The sequence below is a fragment of the Stenotrophomonas sp. PS02289 genome (assembly GCF_029960115.1).
In the GTDB taxonomy this organism is placed as follows: domain Bacteria; phylum Pseudomonadota; class Gammaproteobacteria; order Xanthomonadales; family Xanthomonadaceae; genus Stenotrophomonas.
Genome location: NZ_JASCOZ010000237.1, coordinates 1 through 4,996 on the forward strand (window position 1 = coordinate 1; position 4,996 = coordinate 4,996).

Sequence of the window (4,996 nt, forward strand, 5' to 3'; positions counted from 1 at the left end):
GCCCTCATGATCCTTCGGACACCCCTTGGGCCGGCCAACGGCCGGCGCTACCGGCTGCGCGTTCATGCAATCGGCACACCCGTCCGGCGGCCCCTCGCTATACTCGGGGGCATGAGCATCCCCCATCGCAGAATCGCCCTGATCCCGCTGGCAGCGTTGTCGCTGCTGCTCCTTTCCGCCTGCGGCAACAAAGGCCCGCTGGTCATGCCGCAGAAGCCGGTGCCGGTGGAAGAACAGGTGGTCGAACCGGCGGAAGACGCCGTGCCCGCCGACACCGACGCCACCCAGGACCCGCCGGTGGTACCGGACCCGGTCAAGCCGCAGCTGGACGACGATGACGGCAATGAGTAAGTCCGCTTCTTCCGCTCTGCGTTTTTCCAAGATGCACGGTGCCGGCAACGATTTCGTGGTGCTGGACCTGCGCGACGGTACCCCCGCGCCGACCCCGGCGCTGGCGGCCCAGCTGGCCAATCGCCACACCGGCGTCGGCTGTGACCAGATCCTCACCATTGAGCCGCCGCGCGAAGCCGGTTCGGTGGCGGCTTACCGGATCTGGAATTCGGACGGCTCGCAGTCCGAACAGTGCGGGAACGGCGCGCGCTGCATCGCGGCGTGGCTCGTCCGCGACGGTGCCGCCGAAGGCCGTACCTTCAACATCGACAGCCCGCTGACCACCCACGCCATCGAGCGCATCGGCGATGACCAGTACGCGGTCGCCATGGGCGTGCCACGCTTTGAGCCGGCCCAGGTGCCGCTGCTGGGCTTTGCCCGTGCGCGCGAGGAATACCTGCTGCCGCTGCAGGGCGACCAGGTGCGCTTTGGCGCGGTGTCGATGGGCAACCCGCATGCGGTGGTCGAGGTGGGCCTCGTCGATGCCGCTCCGGTCGAACGACTGGGGCCGCTGCTGCAGCAGCATGCGAGCTTCCCGCAGTCGGTCAACGTGGGCTTCGTGCAGGTGCTGGACCCGCAGCATGCACGCCTGCGCGTCTACGAACGTGGCGTCGGCGAAACCCTGGCCTGCGGCAGCGGTGCCTGCGCGGCGGCGGTGGTGATGATGCAGCGCGGCCGTCTGCAGCGCGACGCGGTGATGTCGCTGCCGGGTGGCGATCTGCGCCTGCGCTGGCCGACCGACGATGCCCCGGTGGTCATGTCGGGCCCGGCCGCATTCGTCTTTGAAGGGGAGTGGATTGCATGAGTGACACCGCCGAGAAGATCGGAGCGCATGAAGTCGCCTCGTGGCTGCGCCGCCACCCGGGCTTCCTCAAGCAGTTCCCGGACCTGGCGCTGACCCTGGTGGTGCCGCGCGATGACGGTCCCACCGCGTCGCTGGCCAGCTACCAGCTGGAAGTGCTGCGTGACAAGAACCGCGAGCTGTCGCGCCGGCTCGCCGACCTCGCCAGCAACGCGCAGATCAACGAGCGGCTGGCGGTGCGTACGCATCAACTCACCCTGGCGCTGATGAAGCAGCGCACCGCGGCGGATACGCTGCGGGCGATGGCCGCGTCGCTGGAGGAAGATTTCGCCGGCGACCTGGTGCGGTTGGTGGTACTGCGGCCGGTGGAAGGGCTGGAGCAGGGCGGGTGGTTGCAGGTGCTGCCGGAAGACAGCCCGAAGCTGGCCGCGTTCCGCGACTGCCTGAAGGACGGCGAGCCGATCTGTGGTCGCCTGCACCCGGAAAAGAACGCGTTGCTGTATGGCGAGCGCGTCGATGAGGTGCAGTCCAGCGCGCTGCTGCCGCTGCCGGGCGTCGGCCTGATCGCGGTCGGCAGCCACGACGGCAATCGTTTCTATCCCGGCATGGGCACGCTCTTCCTGCGCATGATGGGCGAGGCACTGGTCGTGGCGCTGTCGCGCTTCGACCCGGCCTGAGCACCCAGCGAACACGGCCAGCATGAGCGCGGTGCAGGAATTCCTCGGGTATCTGCAGGTGGAGCGCCGCGCGTCGGCGCACACCCTGGATGCCTACCGCCGCGATCTGGCGGCGGTGGAGGGATGGGCCGGCGCGCAGGGCGTCGCCGCCGAAGCGCTGGAGGCCGAGCAGCTGCGTCAGTTCATCGCTGCCGAACACCGCCGCGGCCTGGCACCCAAGTCATTGCAGCGGCGGCTGTCGGCCTGCCGCAGTTTCTACGCGTGGCTGCTCAAACACCATCGTATTGCGGCCAGCCCCGCCGCAACGCTGAAAGCGCCCAAAGCACCGCGCAAACTGCCGCAGGTGCTCGACGCCGACGAAGCCGTGCAGCTGGTGGAACTGCCCACCGATGGGCCGCTGGGGCTGCGCGATCGTGCCCTGCTGGAGCTGTTCTATTCCTCCGGATTGCGCTTGAGCGAACTGTGCGCGCTGTCATGGCGTGACCTCGATTTCGCCACCGGTCTGGTCAACGTGCTGGGTAAAGGCAACCGCCAGCGCCGGGTACCGTTCGGTCGCCATGCGCGTGAAGCATTGCTGGGCTGGCGCGCTGAGAGCGGGGCGGCGGAAGCGCAGCCAGTGTTCCCGGGGCGCAAGGGTGGACCCATCACCCAGCGTGCGGTGCAGATCCGTATCCGTCAGCTGGCGCAGCGCCAGGGCCTGTTCAAGCACGTGCACCCGCACATGCTGCGGCATAGTTTCGCCAGCCACATCCTGGAATCGTCGGGCGACCTGCGCGGCGTGCAGGAGCTGCTGGGCCATGCCGACATCGCCACCACCCAGATCTACACCCATCTGGATTTCCAGCACCTGGCCAAGGTCTATGACGCCGCGCATCCGCGCGCCAAGCGCCGCGGCGGCGGCAACGCGGGCAGCGAAAGCTGAACCGATCCACTGCGCTGTTCAGGCGCAGGGCAGGGTGGGTTGAAGCGTTCGGCAACGACCCCACCTCAGTCTCTGTCACCCCGGAGGCTCCATGGACCCCAGTCAGAACCCCACCGTTTTCCACGCCACCACCATCGTCTGCGTCCGTCGCGGCGAGCACGTGGCCATTGCCGGCGACGGCCAGGTCACGCTGGGCCACACCGTGATGAAGGGCAACGCCCGCAAGGTGCGCCGCCTCGGCCGCGATGGCCAGGTGCTCGCCGGCTTCGCCGGTGCCGCCGCCGATGCGTTCACGCTGTTTGAGTTGTTCGAAGCCAAGCTCGAGAAGCACGGCCAGCTGACCCGCGCGGCGGTGGAGCTGGCCAAGGACTGGCGCACCGAGCGCCGCCTCGGCAAGCTCGAAGCCCTGTTGGCGGTGGCCGACAAGGAAACCTCGCTGATCATCAGCGGCACCGGCGATGTGATCGAGCCGGAAGACGGCATCATCGCGATCGGTTCGGGCGGTTCGTACGCGCTGTCGGCTGCACGCGCCTTGATGGCGCATACCGAACTGGACGCGCGCACGATTGCCAGCGAAGCCATCAACATCGCCGGTGATATCTGCATCTATACCAACCGCAACGTCGTCGTTGAGGAGCTCTGAGCATGTCGCATTCCCATGATTCCTCCTCCTCGACCATGACCCCGCGCGAAATCGTGCAGGAGCTGGACCGTCACATCGTCGGCCAGCACGATGCCAAGCGCGCCGTGGCGATCGCGCTGCGCAACCGCTGGCGGCGCATGCAGCTCGCTGACGAGCTGCGTAACGAGGTGATGCCGAAGAACATCCTGATGATCGGCCCGACCGGCGTTGGCAAGACCGAAATCGCGCGCCGCCTGGCCACCCTGGCCAAGGCCCCCTTCGTGAAGGTTGAAGCCACCCGCTTCACCGAAGTGGGCTACGTGGGTAAGGACGTCGAGCAGATCATCCGTGACCTGGCCGACACCGCGGTCAAGCTGTACCGCGAACAGGCCAAGGTGCGCGTGCGCACCCAGGCCGAGGAGCGTGCCGAAGACCGCATCCTGGACGCGCTGCTGCCGCGCCGTAGTGGCGGCATCGGCTTCGACCCGGAAGCCGCACGCAACGAGCCGTCAGCGCAGGACAACGAGACCCGCATCAAGTTCCGTCGCATGCTGCGCAATGGCGAACTGGACGAGCGCGAGATCGAGCTGGATGTGGCCGCGAACGTAACCATGGACATCATGACCCCGCCGGGCATGGAGGAAATGGGTCAGCAGCTGCGCCAGATGTTCTCCAACCTGGGCGGTGGCAAGGCCCAGAAGCGCACGCTGACGATCAAGGCCGCGCGGCCGCTGCTGGTCGAAGAAGAAGCGGGCAAGCTGGTCAACGAAGACGACATCCGCACCGCCGCCATCGAGGCCTGCGAACAGCACGGCATCGTGTTCATCGACGAAATCGACAAGGTCGCCAAGCGCGGCGACAACGTCGGCGGCGGTGATGTCTCGCGTGAGGGCGTGCAGCGCGACCTGCTGCCACTGGTGGAAGGCTCCAACGTGTCGACCAAGTACGGCACGATCAAGACCGACCACATCCTGTTCATTGCCTCGGGTGCGTTCCACCTGGCCAAGCCCAGCGATCTGATTCCGGAACTGCAGGGTCGCTTCCCGATCCGTGTGGAGCTGGGCGCACTGAGCAAGCAGGATTTCGTGCGCATTCTGACCGAGCCGAAGGCAGCGCTGACCAAGCAGTACGAAGCCCTGCTGCAGACCGAAGGCGTGTCGGTGAACTTCACTGCAGATGCGGTGGACCGTCTGGCCGAGATCGCCTTCCAGGTCAACGAGCGCCAGGAAAACATCGGTGCCCGCCGCCTGCACACCGTGCTCGAGCGCTTGCTGGATTCGCTGAGCTACGAAGCCCCGGACCGCGACGGCGAAACCATCGCCATCGATGCGGCATACGTGGACAAGCACCTGGGCGAGCTGGTCAAGGACCCGGACCTGAGCCGGTACATTCTGTAACGCGTTTGTGTGGTTGCAGGTAATGCATGGAGCCGGGCTTTGCCCGGCTTCATGCTTTTTGGCGAACAGCCCTCGGATGACGGTCTACGTGTTTGGGGCCGGCGGGTGGGGGGTACGGGACACGCCTTAAATCTCCCGTTAGGCTCGGGCGGCACATCCATGTGCCTTCACGGTCCCGTACCCCCC

General features: G+C 66.9%; 6 protein-coding genes. All 6 read left to right on the top strand.

Features of this window, described 5'->3' with window-relative positions; all coding sequences use genetic code 11:
• The first annotated feature begins 111 nt into the window (after positions 1-111).
• The 6 genes from QMX83_RS20015 to hslU all read left to right on the top strand — a co-directional run bounded on the left by QMX83_RS20015 (position 112) and on the right by hslU (position 4,810).
• Entirely contained in the window at positions 112-351 is a 240-nt protein-coding gene (locus QMX83_RS20015) for a lipoprotein (RefSeq protein ID WP_282298394.1), read from the top strand.
• Complete coding sequence (gene dapF / locus QMX83_RS20020; protein WP_282298395.1) at positions 344-1,195, top strand: diaminopimelate epimerase; 852 nt, start codon at positions 344-346, stop codon at positions 1,193-1,195. The genes QMX83_RS20015 and dapF overlap by 8 nt, the downstream gene beginning before the upstream one ends.
• The gene (locus QMX83_RS20025; RefSeq protein WP_282298396.1) at positions 1,192-1,869 is read left to right on the top strand and encodes a DUF484 family protein; all 678 of its coding nucleotides are present in this window, start codon (positions 1,192-1,194) and stop codon (positions 1,867-1,869) included. The genes dapF and QMX83_RS20025 overlap by 4 nt, the downstream gene beginning before the upstream one ends.
• Positions 1,870-1,891: 22 nt before the next feature.
• On the top strand, positions 1,892-2,791 hold the full coding sequence (gene xerC, locus QMX83_RS20030; protein WP_282298397.1) for a tyrosine recombinase XerC: 900 nt from the start codon (positions 1,892-1,894) through the stop codon (positions 2,789-2,791).
• Between the two features lie 91 nt (positions 2,792-2,882).
• The gene (gene hslV / locus QMX83_RS20035) at positions 2,883-3,434 is read left to right on the top strand and encodes an ATP-dependent protease subunit HslV (protein WP_070209155.1); all 552 of its coding nucleotides are present in this window, start codon (positions 2,883-2,885) and stop codon (positions 3,432-3,434) included.
• A 2-nt stretch (positions 3,435-3,436) separates the two neighbouring features.
• Positions 3,437-4,810, top strand: coding sequence for an ATP-dependent protease ATPase subunit HslU (gene hslU, locus QMX83_RS20040; RefSeq protein ID WP_282298398.1), 1,374 nt, complete (start codon positions 3,437-3,439; stop codon positions 4,808-4,810).
• Positions 4,811-4,996 lie beyond the last annotated feature (186 nt).